The organism is Cryobacterium frigoriphilum (assembly GCF_004403305.1).
GTDB lineage: Bacteria > Actinomycetota > Actinomycetes > Actinomycetales > Microbacteriaceae > Cryobacterium > Cryobacterium frigoriphilum.
The window spans coordinates 28,420-44,252 of record NZ_SOHE01000021.1; the positions used below are offsets into that span (position 1 = coordinate 28,420).

At 67.0% G+C, this 15,833-nt stretch carries 12 protein-coding genes; 3 read left to right on the forward strand and 9 right to left on the reverse strand.

The genetic code is table 11. The features are described 5' to 3' along the window. Positions 1-336: 336 nt before the first annotated feature. Entirely contained in the window at positions 337-1,047 is a 711-nt protein-coding gene (locus tag E3T55_RS05365) for a nucleoside triphosphate pyrophosphohydrolase (RefSeq protein WP_134518553.1), read from the reverse strand. Between the two features lie 210 nt (positions 1,048-1,257). On the opposite strand from E3T55_RS05365, the gene E3T55_RS05370 reads away from it, so the two are divergent. Continuing rightward, complete coding sequence (locus tag E3T55_RS05370) at positions 1,258-2,478, forward strand: Na+/H+ antiporter NhaA (protein ID WP_134518554.1); 1,221 nt, start codon at positions 1,258-1,260, stop codon at positions 2,476-2,478. Here E3T55_RS05370 and mfd read toward each other — a convergent pair. From mfd to E3T55_RS05385, 3 genes are all read right to left on the reverse strand, one after another. Beyond that, on the reverse strand, positions 2,408-6,028 hold the full coding sequence (gene mfd, locus E3T55_RS05375) for a transcription-repair coupling factor (protein ID WP_134518555.1): 3,621 nt from the start codon (positions 6,026-6,028) through the stop codon (positions 2,408-2,410). The genes E3T55_RS05370 and mfd overlap by 71 nt on opposite strands. 280 nt (positions 6,029-6,308) lie before the next feature. Further along, positions 6,309-6,890, reverse strand: a complete 582-nt coding sequence (gene pth, locus E3T55_RS05380; protein ID WP_241992881.1) for an aminoacyl-tRNA hydrolase — start codon at positions 6,888-6,890, stop codon at positions 6,309-6,311. 74 nt (positions 6,891-6,964) lie between these two features. Then, positions 6,965-7,564 (reverse strand): 50S ribosomal protein L25/general stress protein Ctc, encoded by a 600-nt coding sequence (locus E3T55_RS05385; protein ID WP_134518557.1) that lies wholly within the window; start codon positions 7,562-7,564, stop codon positions 6,965-6,967. A 237-nt stretch (positions 7,565-7,801) separates the two neighbouring features. Here E3T55_RS05385 and E3T55_RS05390 point away from each other — a divergent pair, with 237 nt between their 5' ends. Further along, a complete protein-coding gene (locus E3T55_RS05390; RefSeq protein ID WP_134518558.1) occupies positions 7,802-8,518 on the forward strand; it encodes a FadR/GntR family transcriptional regulator in 717 nt (238 codons plus the stop codon). A gap of 61 nt (positions 8,519-8,579) precedes the next feature. Here E3T55_RS05390 and E3T55_RS05395 read toward each other — a convergent pair whose 3' ends face one another. From E3T55_RS05395 to E3T55_RS05415, 5 genes are all read right to left on the reverse strand, one after another. Beyond that, on the reverse strand, positions 8,580-9,680 hold the full coding sequence (locus E3T55_RS05395) for an alpha/beta fold hydrolase (protein ID WP_134518559.1): 1,101 nt from the start codon (positions 9,678-9,680) through the stop codon (positions 8,580-8,582). A 103-nt stretch (positions 9,681-9,783) separates the two neighbouring features. Beyond that, positions 9,784-10,824, reverse strand: a complete 1,041-nt coding sequence (locus tag E3T55_RS05400; RefSeq protein ID WP_134518590.1) for an L-idonate 5-dehydrogenase — start codon at positions 10,822-10,824, stop codon at positions 9,784-9,786. Between the two features lie 37 nt (positions 10,825-10,861). Further along, on the reverse strand, positions 10,862-11,653 hold the full coding sequence (locus tag E3T55_RS05405; RefSeq protein ID WP_134518560.1) for an SDR family oxidoreductase: 792 nt from the start codon (positions 11,651-11,653) through the stop codon (positions 10,862-10,864). Further along, the gene (locus E3T55_RS05410) at positions 11,653-13,053 is read right to left on the reverse strand and encodes a GntP family permease (RefSeq protein ID WP_174775433.1); all 1,401 of its coding nucleotides are present in this window, start codon (positions 13,051-13,053) and stop codon (positions 11,653-11,655) included. The genes E3T55_RS05405 and E3T55_RS05410 overlap by 1 nt, the downstream gene beginning before the upstream one ends. Continuing rightward, the gene (locus tag E3T55_RS05415; RefSeq protein ID WP_241992882.1) at positions 13,053-13,679 is read right to left on the reverse strand and encodes a gluconokinase; all 627 of its coding nucleotides are present in this window, start codon (positions 13,677-13,679) and stop codon (positions 13,053-13,055) included. The genes E3T55_RS05410 and E3T55_RS05415 overlap by 1 nt, the downstream gene beginning before the upstream one ends. A 190-nt stretch (positions 13,680-13,869) precedes the next feature. Here E3T55_RS05415 and gndA point away from each other — a divergent pair, with 190 nt between their 5' ends. Further along, positions 13,870-15,360: an NADP-dependent phosphogluconate dehydrogenase gene (gndA, locus tag E3T55_RS05420; RefSeq protein WP_420897972.1), complete on the forward strand. Its 1,491-nt coding sequence runs from the start codon at positions 13,870-13,872 to the stop codon at positions 15,358-15,360. Positions 15,361-15,833: the final 473 nt, after the last annotated feature.

Consider the following 15,833-nt stretch of genomic DNA (forward strand, 5'->3'; position numbering starts at 1 on the left):
CGTCGCGGCTCAACCAGCGAAGCCCACCAGGCTTCGACCGCTCCTTCGTCGCGGCTCAACCAGCGAAGCCCGCCAGGTTTCGACCGCTCCTTCGTCGCGGCTCAACCAGCGAAGCCCACCAGGTTTCGACCGCTCCTCCGTCGCGGCTCAACCAGCGAAGTTGGAACCCGCCGGTTGAGCCGGCGCGCGCCAGCGCGCCGGTCGAAACCTCGCGAGACGAACTGCGAAACCCCGCCACTCAGGTCTGAGGATCGGCTCGCGAGGTTTCGACGCTCGCAAGCTCGCGCTCAACCAGCGAACTTGGAACCCGCCGGTTGAGCCGGCTTGTGCCGCGGGTTAGAAGCGGGGCAGGCCGATGATGCCGGCATCGGAGGCATCCACTTCGGGGGCGCGCTCGTGCTCGCGAATCTCGGCCTGCAGGTCGCGCAGGGCCACGCGCAGGGCGCGCTCGGCATCGAGGCCGCGGGCCTTCGCGGCCGACACGATCGCGAGCAGCAGCGGGCCGAGCTCGTCCTCGGTTTCAATCTTCAGCGGAAATGACGAGTCCACCTCGAGCAGACCGATCTTCTGCGCCCGCCCAAGCACCTTGTCGGCCAGCGAGAGGGCCGGCATACCGAGCGGGATACCGTCGAGCACGCTCGTGCGCTCGGGCTTCTCCTCAGCCTTGAAGCCGTCCCAGGCCGCCGTGACGTCGGCGGCGGTATCGAGGGTGAGATCACCGAACACGTGCGGATGCCGCCCAATCATTTTCGCGTTCAGGTGCGCGGCCACGTCCTGAATGTCGAAGTTCTCTTCCGGCGTCGCGGCAGCGAGGTCGGCGTGAAAGAGCACCTGGTAGAGCACGTCGCCGAGCTCTTCGAGCAGCTCCTCGCGGGTGCCGCCCTCGATCGCTTCGATCAGCTCATGGCTTTCCTCTACGAGGTATTGCACGAGCGAAGCGTGTGTCTGGTCGGCGTCCCACGCGCATCCGCCCGGGCCGCGCAGCACGGCGACGGTCTCGATCAGGGTGTCGAGGGGGCTCGGGTTGCTGCTGTGCGATGTGGTCATGAAGCTCCTTGGGCGAGACGGTCCTTCAATGCTAGGCGGCCGGGTGCCGGGTGCGGGCGGTTGCGCCGGGCGATCACCCGATAGCTGGGTTACCACCCGCTGCTAAACTGCTGTCCGGTGCGCCGACCATCCGGGCCCTCAGCGCCTCACCCTCGGCTTTTCACTCGGCACTAATCCGGCGGCACGACCGCTGGGCAGACTGGCTTCCCCATGACTTTCCTCCGTTCCGAGCGTTACTCGGCCATCCTGCTGCTCGTCGCGGCCGCAATCGGTCTCGTCGTGGCCAATCTGAACTTCGGCCCGGGTTTCATAGCCGCCACCAGCGAGTCGATCCCAACGATTATTCCCGGCCTCGACCTGTCGGTGCGGCACTGGATCAGTGACGGCCTGCTCGCGATCTTCTTCTTCAACGTCGCCGTCGAGCTCAAGCGTGAACTCGTGATCGGCGACCTCAACAGCGTCACCAAGGCGAGCCTGCCGGCGATCGCCGCCATGGGCGGGGTGCTCGTGCCGGCCGGAATCTACCTGCTCATCACCGCGGGCACCGGCTTCAGCAGCGGATGGCCCGTTCCCACCGCGACCGATATCGCCTTCGCCATCGGGGTGCTCGCGGTGTTCGGCCGCGGCATCCCGACCCGGGTGCGGGTGTTCCTGCTGGCCCTCGCCGTGCTCGACGACCTCGTCGCGATCCTCATCATCGCGTTCTTCTTCACCGACAACGCGAGCCTCGACTTTCTCGGCTTCGCCGCGATCGCGGCGACCCTATTCGGGCTCACCAGCCGGCTCCTCAAGCCGCGCGCGGCCTGGGTACTCAGCCGCAAGCCGCAGTGGCCGATCATCAGCGCGCTCGTCGTGCTCGGCGTGCTGACCTGGTACTTCACCTACCTCTCCGGCGTGCACGCCACGATCGCCGGCGTCATCCTCGGTCTCGTCATGGCCCGCCGCCCGGCCGGACGCGCGCACTACCTGCTGGAACCGGCCTCCAACGCCATCGTGCTGCCGCTGTTTGCCGGTTTCGCTGCGATGGTCACGATTCCGCAGATCGCCGTCAGCGAGATCAGCCCGGCGTTCTGGGGCATCGTGATCGCGCTGCCGGTCGGCAAGCTGCTCGGCATCACCCTGTTCGGCTGGATCGGCACGACGGTCGCCCGCCGCGGTATGAAGAACGCGGCTCCCGGTTCCAAACCCGGCCTGGCCTTCATCGACATCGTCGTTGTCGCGTGCCTCGGCGGCATCGGGTTCACGGTCTCGCTGCTGATGGCCGATCTCGCCTTCGCCCGCAATCCCGTGATCGTCGACGAGGCCGTGCTCGCGGTGCTGATCGGCTCGGCGCTGTCAATGGTGCTCAGCGCTTTCGTCGTCAGCTCGCGGGCACGACACTATCGACGGGCTTCGGAAAAAGCGCGGTCAGCAGCGACCCCGTCCAGCTGATCAGGGCGGCGTCGTCGGGCGCCACTCCCCCGGGCCGGGGCATCGGAACAGTGATGGCTCCGGTCGCGCTCACGTAGCGCGCGCCCGGGTACATCCGCTGCAATCGAACCTGCAGCGAATCGGCGAGGTCGGCCGGGGCGATGCGCAGGTTGGAACCCATCGCGACGACCTCGCTGAGGCCGGCCTGCTGCGCCTGCCAGCGCAGACGGCTCACGGCGATCAGGTTCTGCACCGGGGTCGGCGGTTCGCCGTAACGGTCGGTGAGTTCCTCGAGCACGAGGTCGATCTGGTCTGCGGCCGCCGCGGGCGCGCTCGCGCTGGAGAGTTTCTGATAGCCCTCAAGCCGCAGCCGTTCGCTGTCGACGAAGTCGTGCGGAATGTGCGCATCCACCGGCAGTTCGAGCCGCAGCTCGGTCTGCCCCTCGGCCACGTCGCCGCGGAAGGTGCTCACGGCCTCGCCGATCATGCGCAGGTACAGGTCGAAGCCGACGCCGGCGATGTGCCCGGCCTGTTCGCCACCCAGGAGGTTTCCGGCGCCACGGATCTCGAGGTCTTTCAGCGCGACCTGCATGCCGGCGCCGAGCTCGTTGTTGGCCGCGATCGTGGCGAGGCGGTCGTGCGCGGTCTCGGTGAGGGGCTTGTTCTCGTCGTAGAGAAAATACGCGTAGGCGCGCTCGCGGCCGCGGCCGACCCGGCCGCGCAGCTGGTGCAGCTGACTGAGGCCGAATTTGTCGGCCCGGTCGATGATGATCGTGTTGGCGTTGGCGATGTCGAGGCCGGTCTCGATGATGGTCGTCGAGACCAGAATGTCGAATTTACGCTCCCAGAAATCGCCGACGACCTGCTCCAGCTGCGCCTCGGGCAGCTGCCCGTGAGCGACGGCGATGCGCGCCTCCGGCACGAGTTCGGCCAGTTTCGCGGCGACCCGGTTGATGCTCGTGACCCGATTGTGCACGAAGAAGATCTGGCCCTCACGCAGCAGCTCGCGGCGGATCGCGGCGGCGACCTGACGTTCGGAGTACGGGCCGACGAAGGTGAGAATGGGGTGACGGTCTTCGGGCGGGGTCGCGAGGGTCGACATCTCGCGGATGCCGGTGACCGCCATCTCGAGGGATCTCGGGATGGGCGTCGCGCTCATCGCGAGAATGTCGACGTTGGTCTTGAGCTTTTTGAGGGCGTCCTTGTGCTCCACTCCGAAGCGCTGTTCCTCGTCGATGATGACGAGGCCGAGGTCCTTGAAGATGATCGACGGCGACAGCAGCCGGTGGGTGCCGATGACGACATCCACCGTGCCATCGAGCATGCCCGCCACGGTTTCGCGGGACTCTTTCTCGGTCTGGAACCGGCTGAGGGCGCGCAGGTGCACCGGGAACCCGGCGAAGCGTTCCTTGAACGTCTCCATGTGCTGACTCACGAGCAGGGTCGTCGGCACGAGCATGGCGACCTGTTTGCCCTCCTGCACGGCCTTGAACGCGGCGCGCACGGCGACCTCGGTCTTGCCGAAGCCCACGTCACCGCTCAGCAGCCGGTCCATCGGAATCGGCCGTTCCATGTCGGCCTTGACCTCGTCGATCGTGGTCAGCTGGTCGGGGGTCTCCACGAACGGGAAGGCCTCTTCGAGCTCGCGCTGCCAGGGGGTGTCGGGGCCGAAGGCGTGGCCCTTGCTGGCCATCCGCGCCGAGTAGAGCTTGACGAGTTCGACGGCGATGTCGCGCACGGCGTGCCGGGCCTTGCTCTTGGCGGTCGACCAGTCGCTGCCGCCCATTTTGCTCAAGGTCGGGGCCTCGCCGCCGACGTAGCGGCTGACGAGGTCGAGCTGATCGGTGGGCACGTAGAGTTTGTCACCGGCGTGGCCACGCTTGGCCGGCGCGTATTCGAGCACGAGGTACTCCCGTGTGGTCTTGACCGGGTTGCGGCCACCGCTCGACACCTCGCGCTGGGTCAGTTCGAGGAACCGGCCAATGCCGTGGGTCTGATGCACGACGTGGTCGCCGGCGACCAACTGCAGCGGGTCCACGACGTTCTTGCGGCGGCTCGCGAGCTTCTTGATCTGCCGGCCGTCGTAACCGACCGTGCGCCCGTAGAATTCCGATTCGCTGATCAGGCTCAGTTTGGTCTCGGGAATTTCGAAACCGTGATCGATGGATGCCTTCAGCAGGTACGCGATACCGGCCTCCGGCGCGGCGGGGAACTCGGTGACAATCCGGGCGGGCAGCTCGTTCTCGGCGAGCACATCGGCGGCGCGCTCCACGAGGCCTGCCCCCTGGGCGACGATCGCCACCGTCCAGCCGGCCTTGAGGCGCTCCGACAGGTGCCCGACGGCGCCCTCGACGCTGCCCTGGAAGCTCGGCACGGCCGACGCGTCGATCCGCACCGTGAGCAATTCGTCCATGTCCAGGCTTTCGATGCCGGCGACATCCGTCGGCGCGGCTTGGAACGTGCTCAGGGTCCACCAGACCCGCTTCGAGGCCGGTTCGCCCGGACGGCTGAACTTGACGGTGTCTTTCAGCCGGTTGAGGGTGAGGAAATCGCCGGATTCGAGGTCGATCGGCGAGTCGGCACCGGCGGTCGCGGCGCTCCAGGCGGCGGAGAGAAACTCGCGGTTGGTCTCGGCGAGGCTGATGGCGCGGCTCGCAACGCGCTCGGGCGAGATGACCGCAACGGCGGTTTCGAGGGGCAGGTAGTGGGTGATCGGCACGAGCCGGTCGACGAGCGCGGGCGCCAGGCTCTCCATGCCCTCGACGGGGATACCCTCGGCGATCTTGGCGAGCATGCCGGCGAGGCTCGGAAACTCGTGCTGCATCTCGCGGGCGCGCTGGCGCACGGCGGGGCTCAACAGCAGTTCACGGCTCGGCGGCAGCAGCACACTGGTGACCGGCTCCGGGAACGAGCGCTGGTCGGCGACCGAGAACGCGCGAATCTGCTCGACCTCGTCGCCGAAGAATTCCACCCTAAACGGATGCGCTGCCACCGGCGGGAAGACGTCGAGGATGCCGCCGCGCACGGCGAATTCGCCGCGCCGGGTGACCATGTCGACCCGGGCGTAAGCGACGTTCACGAGCTGCAGGGTGATGGCGGCGAGGTCGTGGCCGCGCGCGCCCACGGTCAGATCGATCGGCTCGTAGTCCGTGAGGTTGTCGGCGACCGGCTGCAGGGCGGCGCGCACCGAGGCGACGACGATGAGCGGGCGGCGGATCTCCGGGGCTGATTCCTCCCACTCCCGCAGGCGGCGCAGCGCGTGCAGGCGCTTGCCGACGATCTCGGCACCGGGACTCAGGCGTTCGTGCGGCAGGGTCTCCCAGGCCGGAAAGTCGATGATTTCGGCGTCGCAGGCGAATCCGGCGAGGTTGTCGCGCAGCGCTTCGGATTCACGGCCCGTCGCCGTGATGACGAGCAGCGCCTGGGCCGTGCGCTGGCCGAGCAGCCCGGCCAGGAGCGGGGCCTGCAGGCCCTCGGTCAGCGAGAAGTCGGCATCGCGACCAGCATAAGAGAGGGCGTTGTCGAACGTGGACGCGCGCGAAAGCGCTGCGATTAAGCCCTGAAGGATCACCCGACAAGTCTACGCGGGGCGCGGCGCGTACCATTCGACGGAAGATCGACGCCGAAAACACGTCTTGCAGCCACCAACCGACATCAACACGCCCAACTCCGTCGAATGGTACGGCCCCGCGGGCGCCACGTGGACGCGACGGATGCGCCCGGGCCGACCCGCGGCATCCGTCACCCGGCCGCCGCGTACCATTCGACGGAAGAACGACCCCGAAAACACGTCTTGCAGCCACAACCCGACAGCAACACGCCCAACTCCGTCGAATGGTACGGGGGCGGGGTCAGGCGGTGTGTACCTTGAGCTGGGCCGCGATGATGCCGTCACTGGCGATGAGTTCGACGGCGTCGGCGGCATCCGCCAGCAGAATGGGCAGGTTGGCTCGCTCGGTGGAGGCGAAGTCGTGCAGCACGAAGTCCGCCGCGGGCTGGCGACCTGGCGGGCGGCCAATGCCGACGCGCACTCGGATGAAGTCGTTCGTGCCGGTGGCGGAGATGATGTCGCGCAGGCCGTTGTGGCCGCCGTGCCCGCCGCCGACCTTGAGTTTGAGAGTGTCGAAGGGCAGGTCGAGCTCGTCGTGCACGACGATGAGGTGCGACGGGTCGATCGAATAGAAGCGCAGCAGGCCGGCGACGGGACCGCCGGAGAGGTTCATGAAGCTGTTCGGCTTGGCCAGAATCAGCTTGGGGCCGCCCGGATTACTGCGACCCTCCGCGACGGCGGAGTTCGTCTTGTGGTTCTTGAAGTTTGCGTTCAGACGGTCGGCGAGCTGCGCCAAAACCATCTGACCGACATTGTGGCGATTTCCGGCGTAGCCGGGCCCGGGGTTACCGAGCCCGACTACAAGCCAGAGATTCTCGTTCACGGTGTTCCTTCTGGAGCTGGGATGAAGCAGTGAACGAGTGATCTGGCGAAACCGGTCAAGCATGGTGCAGCTGACTACTCGGCGGCTGCGGCGGGGGCCTCGGCCTCGGCCGCGACCTCTTCTTCGTCTTCGCCACGCGGCGTGTGCACGTAGACGACGAGGGCGTCGGGGTCGGAGATGAGCTCGGCACCGGCGGGAAGGACGATGTCCTTGGCGTGGATCTGGGCGCCTTCTTCGAGGCCCTCGATGCTGACGGTGAGGCGCTCGGGGATTTCGGTCGCTTCGACCTCGAGCAGCAGGCTCTTGGTGTCGAAGTCGGCGATCGTGCCGGGGAAGGACTCGCCGTCCATGTGCACGTTGACGTCAACCTGCACCTTTTCGCCCTTGACGACGACGATGAGGTCGATGTGCTCGATGATCATCAGGAACGGGTCCTTCTGAACATCCTTCACGAGGGTGAGCTGCTTGGTGCCGTCGATGTCGAGCTCGAGGATGGCGTTCGCCTTACGCAGCAGCAGGCCGATCTTGTGCTCGGGCAGTGAAACGTGCACCGGAACGGTGCCGTGGCCGTAGATCACGGCGGGGATGTAGCCGAGCACGCGCAGCTTGCGGGCCGCACCCTTGCCGAACTTGGTGCGCAGTTCTGCGGTGACCTTGTTGGTCTCTTTAGCCATGGTGTTTCTCCTTGCGGACCTACAGGCCCAGTTGTGTGATTGGCCCAGTGAATACTGGTTCAACTCGAACGCATGTCAGCGTGAGGAAAGGCCGTAGACTCATCCGCCGCGTCGATAACGGATGCCGTGGGCTTGCTCTCGCAGGTCGCAGCGGAATCCCTCGCCGAAGTTCAATTCACTAGCTTACACAGGTCGGCCGCGCCCGTTGGCGTCGTTCCGGCCGGGTAGTGTCGCACTATGTCTTCCAGCCTGCACAGTCGTCTCGTCGACGCGGTGGGCAAACCGATCGTCAGCGGCGCCACCCCGGCCGGCACCGTCATGCTCGCCGAGGATATCGAACGCGAGCAGGGCGTCAGCCGGTCGGTCGTGCGTGAGGCGGTACGCGTGCTCGCGTCGATGGGGCTCGTCGAATCGATCAAACGGGTCGGAATCCGGGTGCGGCCGCAGTCGGCCTGGAACGCGTTCGATCCCACGCTCATCCGCTGGCGCATCGCCGGAACCGGCAAGGGCAGCCAGCTGCGCTCGCTGACCGAGCTGCGGGCATCCGTCGAGCCGATGGCTGCGGAGCTGGCGGCGAAACACTGCCCGGCGGCGATGTCGGATGAGCTCATGCGGGTCGCCGCGCAGATGCGCACGGTGGGTCGCGCCGGCGACCTCGAGCACTTTCTCGAGCTCGATATCGAATTTCACCGACTCGTGCTGCACGGCTCGGGCAATGAGATGTTCGCCAAGCTCGACGAGGTGATCGCGGCCGTGTTGTCGGGGCGCACCGACCTCGGGCTGATGCCGACGCACCCGCACGAGACGGCGCTGCAGTGGCACGTCGACGTGGCCGACGCGATTCAGGGCGGGCACCCCGACCTGGCCCGGCAGTCGATGGAGCTGATCATGCGTCGCACGATCGCGGAGGTGGAGTCCGCCTGGACGGACACTCCCCGCGTCTTCTTTGCCTAAGCGGGCCTCAGCAGGCCTGAGCGGCCGACGCCACCGGTCACGCACACGTCGGCCACGAACTTCAGCCCAGATAGCCGTCGGTAGTGTCCGTCCACCGCCGGGCATCCGCCGACACCGGTATGGCGAGCAGCTCCCGCAGATTCCTGTCGACCTGTTCGATGTAGCTCGGTTCCAGCCCGAACAAGCCCAGGTGACCGCTGACCGAGTCGATGACACGCAGCTCGCTGTCGGCGATCATCCGTTGTTCGGCAGCACAGTCCCGCACCGGGAAGAACATGTCCTCACTGATGGGCATCACAAACATCCGAGCGGTGATGCGGCCGAGTGCGGTGGCCAGATCCCCGTTCGTGTGGCGGGCGACGTCGCCTCGCTGCCACTTCCACGCCATCGTCAGCAGATCGTTCGGGTCCATGGCGGTGAAATAGGGCTCCAGGAACCCGTCGAGAAACTCGTCCATCGTCTCGAACCCCAGCCCCCTGTGATGCTGTGTCTTCCAGAATTCGGTGGAGAACCCGGTCACGCCCCAGTTACGGGCGTGCCGTCGCAGCCCCTGTTCGACCTCGGTGTGGGATGCGTAGCGGCCGTCGGCGAACCGCGGGTCCGAGCGGATCTCGTCCATCAGCGTGCGCGTGTAGAGAAAGTCGTGAGGGGTGTTCTGAGCGGTGCCGGCGATCGCGGCTGCCCGCAGCACCTTGTCGGGAAAGCGCACGGCCCACTCGTAGGCCTGCTGGGCGCCCATCGATCCACCCGTGACGAGGGCCAGCGTGGTGATGCCGAAGTGTTCCCGCAGCAACCGTTCCTGCGCCACGACGTCGTCACCGATCCGAATGTGCGGAAAAGCCGCTGCTTCGTCGGGGCTGGACGCCTGATGCGGTGAGGTCGACAGACCGTTGCCGATCTGGTTGACGGTCACGATGAAATACTTCGACGGGTCGAGAGCATGATCTTCGCCGATATAAACGTCGCGCCAGATGGCGTGGGTTCCCGAATACCAGGTTGTGACGAGGATGGCATTGTCTCGTTCGGGCGACAGCGTTCCCTGGGTCGCGACGGCCAGCTGGACGTTCTTCAGTACGCCGCCCTCCTCCAGTTCCAGATCGCCGATGGAAATCAGCTCGTACGGTCCCTGCACCTCGGGCGTGTAGTACTCGTTTACTGGCATTCCACAATCTCCTTTGACCGTCGGTGCGGGGTAATGCATATGCGGCACACCATAGCAGCGGGGTCCGGTTCACGGAATGGTCGAATCGAGAAGCGCAGCAGTTCTAGAAGCGCAGCAGCACCTTGCCGCTCACGGCGGCGTCGCTCGCGACCGCGAAGGCTTCGAGCGCGTCGGCCGCCGCAAATTCGTGGGTGACCACGGGTTCCACGAACAGCGTGCCGTCAGCGAGGGCGCCGAGCACCTCGTCGATCTCGTCGTTGAAGCGAAAAGAGCCGACCAGTTCGAGTTCGCGGGTGATGGCGAGGCTGATCAGCGCGGGCTGCTCCCCCGTGGGCAGCAGGCCCACCATCACGACGCGACCGCCGCGTCGGGCGCCGCGCACGGCGGAGGCGAGGCCGCGGCTGCTGCCGGACGATTCGAAGACCACGTCGGCGTCGACGGATGCGATGGCCGCGGCATCCGTCGCACGCAGCGTCTGGGTGGCGCCCAGCTTTCGGGCGGCCTCGAGAGGACGCTCGTGCATGTCGACGGCGATGATCTCGGCTGCGCCGGCGCGCTTCAATACGGCCACGATGAGGGAGCCGATCGGTCCGGCGCCAATGACGAGCACCCGACGGCCGGCCACGGTTGCGCCCCGGGACACGGCGTGCCACGCGACGCTCGCCGGTTCGACGAGTGCCGCCGCGCGCAGCGACAGGCCGCTCGGCAGCGGCCGCAGCATGCGCGCGGGCAGGGCAACGTGGCTGCCGAAGACGCCCTCGGTGTGCGGAAATCGTGCCGCGCTGCCGAGGTAAGTGCAGCCCGGCGACAGGTTCGGTCGCTCTGCGGGATACGGGCTGCCGTCGCCGTCATCCGGGGTGGCCGGGTGAACGGCGACACGGATGCCCACGGCCGGCCCTGTGCCGTCGGCGGCGGCCGTGACGACGGTGCCGACGACCTCGTGACCGAGGCGCATCGGGGCCCGCAGTACCGATTCGCCGGCGGCGCCGTGCTGCCAGTAGTGCAGATCGGAGCCGCAGATGCCGCCGTAGGCGACCGCGATCAGGGCCTCAGACGGTGTCGGCACCGCGACGGGAACCCGGTCGACGCGCAGATCGCCGGTGGCGTGCGCGACGACTGCCAGGGTGTGGGTGGGAACGGACATTTCGGCGGCAGTCACGGGTTCTCCAGCAGTTGAGGGGTCAGACGACGACGGTCATGCCGCCGTCGATGAAGACGACCTGCCCGTTAACGAAGTTGGAGCCGTCACCGGCCAGCCAGAGCGCCGGGCCGACCAGGTCGGCCACGGTGCCCCAGCGGTGCGCCGGGGTACGGCCGAGAATCCAGCCGTTGAAGGCTTCGTCATCGACGAGCTTCTGGGTCATCTCGGTGTGGATGTAGCCGGGCGCAATGGCGTTGATCTGCAGCCCGTGCTCGGCCCACTCGGCGGTCATCGCCCGGGTGAGGTTACGCAGGCCACCCTTCGACACCGTGTAGGGCGCGATCGTCGGCCGGGCGAGGTCGGTCTGCACCGAGGCGACGTTGATGATTTTGCCGAACCCGCGTGGAATCATGTGGCGGGCCGCTTCCCGGCCCGCCAAGAACGCGCTCGTGAGATTGGTCGTCATGACCCGCTCCCAGTCGGCGACGGCGAGGTCGAGCAGCGGCACCCGGTGTTGCACGCCTGCGTTGTTCACGAGGATGCGCAGCGGCCCGACCGCCTCTTCGACCCAGGCGATTCCCGCGGTGACGGCGTCGGCATCCGTCACGTCGAAGGCCCGGGAGAAGACCCGCTCGGCGCCGAAACGCTCCGCGAACTCGGTGTGGGTCGCCGCGAGGCGCTCGGGGTTGACGCCGTTGAGCACGACGACGGCGCCGGCGGCCGCGAGTCCCTCGGCGATCGCCCGACCGATGCCGCGGCTCGACCCGGTGACCAGGGCCACCCGGCCGTCGATGCTGAACGGGGTCGACGCAGTGAAAGGACTCGCGGTCATCAGAACAGACTGGCGATGAGGTAGATCGCCAGGGCGATCACGAAGCCGACCACTCCGACGAGGGCCTGGCCGACGGTCCAGGTCTTCAGGGTGGTCTTGGTGTCCATCTCGAAGAAGCGGCTGATCAGCCAGAAGCCGGAGTCGTTGACGTGGCCGGCGAAGACCGAACCGGCCGCGAGGGCCAGCACGATGGCGGCGAGTTCGACCGGGTTGAAGGTGGAGTTGCCCATGACCACCGGCTGCAGCAACGCGGCCGTCGTCGTGAGGGCGACCGTGGCCGAGCCCTGGGCGATGCGGATGATCGCGGCGATCACGAAACCGGCGACGATGACGGGCAGGCCGACCGCGTCGAGCGACTCGGCGAGGGCCCCGCCGATGCCGCTGGCGCGCAACACGCCACCGAACATGCCGCCGGCGCCGGTGATCAGGATGACGGCCGAGACCGGGCCGAGCGCGCTGTCGACGACGGATTCAATCAGGGTGGACGACTTGTTCTTGCGCTTGCCCAGCAGGAACATCGCGAGCAGAACAGTGATCAGCAGGGCGATCGGGGTCTCACCGAAGGCGCGCAGTACCTGCACCCAGGTGTCCTCGAGCGACACCAGGCCGGCCGTGGCGGCCATGTTGAGCCCGGTGTTCATGAAGATGAGCAGGATCGGGAGCAGCAGCAGGGCGATGATGGTGCCGACCTTGGGGGCCGAGGCGAAGTCGGTGAAGTCGCCGGTGCTGCCGCGCAGAATAGAGGGAACCGGGATGTTGTACTTGCGGCCGACGTAGGAACCGAACAGGTGACCGACGACGTACCAGGTGGGCAGGGCGACGACGAGGCCGAAGATGAGCACGAGGCCGACGTCGGCGCCGAGCAGCCCGGTGGCCGCGACGGGCCCCGGGTGCGGCGGCACGAAGATGTGCATGACCGAGAAGGCCACGGCGGCCGGGAAGCCGTAGCTCAGGAACGATCCGCCGAGGCGGCGGGCGACCGCGAAGATGATCGGCAGCATGACGACGAGGCCGGCGTCGAAGAAGATCGGGAATCCGAGCATCAGCGAGGCGACGGCCAAGGCGAGCGGGGCCTTGCGTTCCCCGAAGCGGTGGATGAGGGCATCCGTCAGCACCTGGGCGCCGCCGCTGGTTTCGAGCATTCGGCCGAGCATGGCGCCGAGGCCCACGAGCAGGGCGACGCTGGCGAGCGTACCGCCGAAGCCGCTCAGCAGCGTCGGCATCAGCTGGGTTGTCGGGATGCCGGTGGCGACGGCAGTCAGCAGGCTGACGATGATCAGCGCGAGGAACGCGTGAACCTTGAACTTCATGATCAGGGTGAGGAGTACGGCAATGGATGCGGCGGCGACGCCCAGCAGGGCGGGCGTCGACAGCACCCAGTTCAGGTCAAGATCGGTCATCAGTGAGCTATCTCTTTCTTCGGTTCGGTTGCGGATGCAGCGCCAGCAGCCATGCTGGCGGTCGTGCGGTTCAGATCAGTCGTGTTCAACTGGGCCAGGATGAGGCCGACGATGGCGTCGGGCGAGTTGGCGAGGTCGATGCGGGCACCGGCCTCGTCGGCAGCGAGGGGCTCGAGGGCCTCGAACTGGGAGTCCAGCAGGGTCGGCGGCATGTACTCGTGGTTGCGGTGCGTCAGTCGCTCGGCGATCAGTGCCTGGCTGCCGTAGAGCTCCATGAATACCAGGCTCGGCACGATGGCCCGCATGAGGTCGCGGTAGCTGCGCTTGAGGGCGGAGCAGGCGATGACGATCGGCTCACCCGCGGCGCCGTTATCGATGGGGGCGAGCGCGGCGGCGACGGTTTCGGCGACCCGGGCCAGCCAGGGCAGGCGGTCATCGTCGGTGAGCGGATGCCCCGATGCCATTTTCGCGCGGGCCGCGCGGCTGTGCAGGTCGTCGCCGTCGACAAAGCGCAGGCCGAGGGAATCGGCAAGCGCCTGACCGACGGTCGACTTGCCACAGCCCTGCACGCCCATCACGACGATCGGGGCAAGAGTGCTCGTGGGAACAGGGGTTTCATCAGTCATTGACGCTCCGCGATAGTCGGCCGTTGCTTCATTACATCGGATCATGGAGCGATTGCTCGCAATAAATCTGATTTCATTAAGCAACGCTACGCCTTATGTCTTATCTGTCAAGCTGAAGCCCGCCATCCGTTGACGGCAAGCGCTGTCCCCCGTCTGCGGGAGCATCCAGCCGGGCGAGCTACGCTTGACAGTGGTCTGGACAACCCGACCCGAAGGAGTAGACGTGTCAGAAACCCGCGCAGCACAGGCAAACATTGGCGTAGTGGGACTGGCGGTGATGGGCTCGAACCTCGCCCGTAACCTCGCCAGCCGGGAAGGCAACACGGTCGCCGTGTTCAACCGCTCCTTCTCCCGCACCGAACTGCTGACCACAGAGCACCCCGAGGCCGGCTTCATCGCCTCGGAGACCATCGAAGACTTCGTCGCCAGCCTGACCACCCCGCGCACCGCCATCATCATGGTGCAGGCCGGCAAGGGCACCGACGCCGTGATCAGCCAGCTGTCAGCGCTGTTTGAGCCGGGGGACATCATCGTCGATGGCGGCAACGCCGACTTCCAGGACACCATCCGTCGCGAGAAGGAGAACAGCGCCAAGGGCCTCAACTTCGTCGGCGCCGGAATCTCCGGCGGCGAAGAGGGCGCACTGAACGGCCCGAGCATCATGCCCGGCGGATCGGTGGAGGCGTACAAGACCCTCGGACCCATTCTCGAGTCGATCGCCGCGATCGTCGACGGCGTACCGTGCGTCACACACATCGGCACCGACGGCGCCGGCCACTTCGTGAAGATGATCCACAACGGCATCGAGTACGCCGACATGCAGCTCATCGCCGAGGCCTACGACCTGCTGCGCCGCGTCGGAGGCCACTCCCCCGCCGCGATTGCCGACATCTTCGCCGAGTGGAACACCGGCGAGCTCAACAGCTACCTCATCGAGATCACCGCCGAAATTCTGCGCCAGGTCGACCCGAAGACCGACAAGCCGTTCATCGACATCGTGCTCGACGAAGCCGGTTCGAAGGGCACCGGAGTCTGGACCGTGCAGAACTCGCTCGACCTCGGCGTTCCCGTCGGCGGCATCGCCGAAGCCGTCTTCGCTCGCGCCGTCTCGGCTCACCCCGAGCAGCGCGGCCCGGTGCGCGCGACGCTCAAGGCCCGCCCCGAGATCGCCATCGTCGGCGACACCTTCCAGGAAGACGTACGTCAGGCGCTCTACGCGTCGAAGATCGTCGCCTACGCCCAGGGCTTCGACGCCATCATCGCCGGCGCCGTCAAGTACGGCTGGAACATCGACAAGGGCGCCATCGCCACCATCTGGCGCGGCGGCTGCATCATTCGCGCACAGTTCCTGAACCGCATCGTCGACGCCTACAACAACGACCCGTCGATCCCGAGCCTGCTCGTGGACTCGTACTTCGCCGACGCCGTCGCCACGAGTGAGGCGGCCTGGCGCCGCGTCGTCTCGACCGCCGCACTCTCGGGCGTGCCGGTTCCCGGCTTCGGCTCGAGCCTGAGCTACTTCGACTCGCTCGCGAGCGAGCGCCTGCCCGCCGCCCTCGTGCAGGGCCAGCGCGACTACTTCGGCGCGCACACGTACCACCGCGTCGACATGCCCGGCACCTTCCACACGCTGTGGTCGGGCGACCGCAGCGAGATCGCCACCGAGGCGTCGACGCACTAGAACACCGCTCGGGCGGGCAGCGGATACCGGGCTCTGTCCCTGAAGGCAGGCCGCTGGCATCCGCTGACCGCGATCGCCTTGTGGCCCCGTGCCGAGTCTTCACGACTCGGGACGGGGCCTTTTGTGGTCTCGTGGGCAGGTGCTGGTGCCTCGTTGCGAGTCGGGGCAGCGGCGAAGGGCGCTGAAGACCATGCATGGAGCGGGTACCGAGGCCTTCTCACGTTCGTATGGCCGTGCGTGTCGCTACGCGCGACCAGTTACAGCACCCGTGCAGGTCGGGTGGATGCCCGTCACCTCTCGCTTTCGGCCCCTGCCAGCCCCTCAAGGGGCAATCTGTGACACCTCGTGCACGAAGTGTCACAAATACCCCGTAACGGCTCCCCCGGGAACCCCCCGAGAGTCAGCGCATCCGTTCAAGGGGCCGTTTGTGGCGTCTCGCTCACGAGAAGCCAGAAAACGCCCCTTGGCAGATA

Bases quoted from the DNA above. Each gene is read 5' to 3' on its own strand.
- E3T55_RS05365 (WP_134518553.1), bottom strand. From the start codon at position 1,047: ATGACCACATCGCACAGCAGCAACCCGAGCCCCCTCGACACCCTGATC.
- E3T55_RS05370 (WP_134518554.1), top strand. From the start codon at position 1,258: ATGACTTTCCTCCGTTCCGAGCGTTACTCGGCCATCCTGCTGCTCGTC.
- E3T55_RS05385 (WP_134518557.1), bottom strand. From the start codon at position 7,564: ATGGCTAAAGAGACCAACAAGGTCACCGCAGAACTGCGCACCAAGTTC.
- E3T55_RS05390 (WP_134518558.1), top strand. From the start codon at position 7,802: ATGTCTTCCAGCCTGCACAGTCGTCTCGTCGACGCGGTGGGCAAACCG.
- E3T55_RS05395 (WP_134518559.1), bottom strand. From the start codon at position 9,680: ATGCCAGTAAACGAGTACTACACGCCCGAGGTGCAGGGACCGTACGAG.
- E3T55_RS05400 (WP_134518590.1), bottom strand. From the start codon at position 10,824: ATGTCCGTTCCCACCCACACCCTGGCAGTCGTCGCGCACGCCACCGGC.
- E3T55_RS05405 (WP_134518560.1), bottom strand. From the start codon at position 11,653: ATGACCGCGAGTCCTTTCACTGCGTCGACCCCGTTCAGCATCGACGGC.
- E3T55_RS05410 (WP_174775433.1), bottom strand. From the start codon at position 13,053: ATGACCGATCTTGACCTGAACTGGGTGCTGTCGACGCCCGCCCTGCTG.
- E3T55_RS05415 (WP_241992882.1), bottom strand. From the start codon at position 13,679: ATGACTGATGAAACCCCTGTTCCCACGAGCACTCTTGCCCCGATCGTC.